Source organism: Pseudomonas sp. P4_C3, assembly GCF_056402075.1.
Genome location: NZ_JBFUIC010000368.1, coordinates 1 through 3,609, shown reverse-complemented (window position 1 = coordinate 3,609; position 3,609 = coordinate 1). Strand labels below are relative to the sequence as shown.

Annotated in this window: 1 protein-coding gene; it reads left to right on the top strand. The window is 64.3% G+C overall.

Annotation, left to right across the window (positions count from 1 at the left end):
• A partial coding sequence (locus AC1DVH_RS27675; protein ID WP_477756473.1) for a peroxidase family protein occupies positions 1 to 3,609 on the top strand: 3,609 nt, incomplete at both ends.

Below are 3,609 nucleotides of genomic sequence, written 5' to 3'. Positions count from 1 at the left end.
GGACGGCATTGCCGGCACGGCCGACGATGTGCTCGTTGAAGGCAATCCGGCGGCGCCCATCAGCCTGGTCAACGCCGCGCGCACCGGCCATGCCTTCCTCAACGACATCGCGCACACCGCCGTTCCGATCGACGACGTGACCGGCGCAGCACTCCTGCCCGATGTGGACACTGTTGTTGGCGGTACGCCTGCGCCGGGCTTCTACGACAACGAACTGTTGGACGCGCACTACATTGCCGGCGACGGCCGGGTCAACGAGAACATCGGCCTGACCACCGTCCATTCGATCTTTCACCATGAGCACAACCGCCTGGTCGATCACACCATGGCGGTGGTCCTGGCGACAGCGGCAAGTGGCGATGTGTCGTTCCTGAACGAGTGGCTGCTGACGCCCGTCACTGCCGTTCCCGTCGACACCTCGACCCTTGACTGGAACGGCGAGCGCCTGTTCCAGACGGCGAAGTTCGGCACCGAGATGCAGTACCAGCACCTGGTGTTCGAGGAGTTCGCGCGTACGATCCAGCCGATGGTCGATCCCTTCTTCGCCCCGGGCCAGGTGTACGACACTGCGATCGATCCGAGCATCGTTGCCGAGTTCGCGCACACCGTCTATCGCTTCGGGCACTCGATGCTGCTGGAGCAGGTCGACCGGCTGGATCCGAACTTCGCTTCGAGCGATATCGGGCTGATTCAGGCCTTCCTCAACCCGCTCGAGTTCGCTGGCAGCGGTCCGACCCCGGAACAGGCGGCTGGTGCCATCGTGCGCGGCRTGACCCGCCAGGTGGGCAACSAGATCGACGAGTTCGTCACYRRAGCCCTGCGCAACAACCTGCTGGGTCTGCCGCTCGACCTGCCCGCCATCAACCTGGCGCGCGGCCGCGATACCGGCATTCCGTCCCTGAACGCGGCGCGGCGGGAGTTCTATCTGCCTACTGGCGACTCAGAACTCAAGCCTTACACCAGTTGGGCCGATTTCGTGCAGCACATGAAGCATCCGGAATCGCTGATCAACTTCATCGCCGCCTACGGCACGCACTCGACCATCACCAGCGCCATCACGCTGGCGGACAAGCGCGCCGCGGCTGCGGACCTGGTGTTAGGCGGCGCGACCGCACCGGCCGACCGTGTCGACTTCCTCAACAGCACGGGTGCCTGGGCCAGCACCGCGGGTGCGGACGGTGTTCTGAACACCGCAGACGACGTGACCATCACCGGTCTGGACAACGTCGACTTCTGGGTTGGTGGGCTGGCCGAGGAGAAGATGCCCTTTGGCGGCATGCTCGGCTCGACCTTCAACTTCGTCTTCGAGAACCAGATGGAGAAACTCCAGGACGGCGACCGCTTCTACTATCTGGAACGCACCGCCTCGATGGACTTTGGCGCCGAACTGGAGAACAACACGTTCGCCAATCTGGTGATGACCAATACCGACGCAACACACCTCTCGGGCAGGGTTTTCCTGACGCCGGCCTACACTTTGGAGGTCAACCAGGCGAACCAGTACAACCCGAGTGTGATTGCCGGTCTCGACGGTATTGTCGGCACCCTCGACGATCTGCCGGCCAATGCCGATCCGTTTGGCCCGTCGGACCACCCGTTTGGCTCACCGCGCACTGACTTCATCACGCCGCTGGTGATCCGCGACAACCCCGCCACGCCGGGTCTGGATACCAATTACCTGCACTACACCGGTGCCGATACGGTCGTACTGGGCGGCACGCCCGGCAACGACATCCTCATTGCCGGCGACTCGGACGACGACACGGTCTATGGCGATGCCGGCAACGATAGGATCGATGGCGGCTACGGCAACGACCAACTCTTTGGCGGTACCGGTGACGACATCATCACGGACATGGGCGGCGACGACGTCATCCACGGCGAGGACGGCAACGACGTCATCCAGGGCGGCAACGGCCTCAACCTGATCCTCGGCCAGGCCGGTCAAGACTTCATCATCACCGGCGAGGACGCGGCTGACACCAGCGGCGGCCTGGGCAACGACTTCATCCTCGGCAGCAAGGCGAACGAGTTCGCGCGAGGCGGCGAAGGTGACGACTGGATCCAGGGCGGATCCGCCGATGGTGTTGCCGGCGACAACTTCGACCCATTCGGCAACGATCCGATCAATGGCAACGACGTCTTCATGGGCGATGGCGGACCGGACAACTTCGACGGGGAGGGCGGTGATGACATCATGATCGGCAGCCCCAGCGAGGCGGACCGTTTCATCGGCTTCTCCGGTTACGACTGGGCGACCTTCAAGGACGATCCGGCCGGCGTGACCATCGGCCTCAACTCCAGGCTGCGCTTCTTCGATCAACCGGCGGTGCCTGGCTCCAACGCGTCGATCCTTGCCCGTCTGGACCTGGTGGAAGGGCTGTCGGGATCGGCCCACGCCGATTTCCTCAGCGGCGATGACTCCACTGCCGACTTGCTCGCCATCGCTGGCGCCAAGGGCAGCGTACTCACCAACTTCGACCTCATCAGCGGTCTGCGGGACTTGGTCGGTAGCGCCGGCAACGGCGCGGATGGCATCGCCGGCACAGCCGACGATAAGTTCGACGGGGGCAACATCGTCCTGGGTGGYGCCGGCAGCGACGTCATCGAAGGCCGTGGCGGCGATGACATCATCGACGGCGACAAGTGGCTCAACGTGCGCATCAGTGTGCGGCAGAACATCGATGGCACCGGGCCGGAAATCGCCACCTTCGACAACATGACGCCACTGGTCCCGCTCATGTTGAACGGCACCTATAACCCCGGCCAGCTCCAGATCGTCCGTGAAATCCTGACGGCGCCCGGTCCTGACTTCGACACGGCGCTGTTCTCCGGCAATTTTGCGGATTACACCGTGATCGAAAACGTCAACGGCACCTTTACGGTCATCGACAGTGTCGCTGGCAGGGACGGGACCGACACCCTCAGCAATATCGAGCGGTTGCAGTTCGCCGATCAGGCGCTCGTGCTCGGCGGTTTGAACTCGGCGCCAGTCGGCTCGCTGAGGATCGACGATCCCACGCCCGCCGTCGGCCAGGTGTTGACGGTATCGGCGGCAGACATCACTGATGCCGACAATACCGCGACCGGCGGCGCGATCACCAGCCCCATGAGTTTCTTCTGGCAGTTCGAAGCGCGCCCGGGCTCGGGCGTCTTCGAAGACATCACCTTCTTTGCCGCCGGAGAGGTCTCGCGCGCGGAGGGTACGACCGCCACAGTGGGCTCGGAACTCAGGATCGCACCACCGGCGACCCTCATTGGCGCCGTGCCGGCTATCCCGGAACTCGTCGTGGCAGCCGGGTTGGCGCTGCGCGTCAGGGCGGTCTACAAGGACGCCAATGGCGTGCTGGAGGAGGTGTTCTCGGCGCCGACCGCACCGATCACGCCGGCCGGTACCGGCACCGTCAATGTCCTGCCGGTTGGCACGGTGCTGATCAGCGATACGACCCCGACGCCAGGCTCGGCCTTGACCGCCACGGATGCATTCACCGACGCCAACGGGACCACGACCTCGGTGATTACCCATCAGTGGCAGGTGGGGAGCGGTGCGCTCTTTACCGACATCGCCGGCGAGACGGGCACGACCTTCTCGCCCAGCCCGGCGCAGAC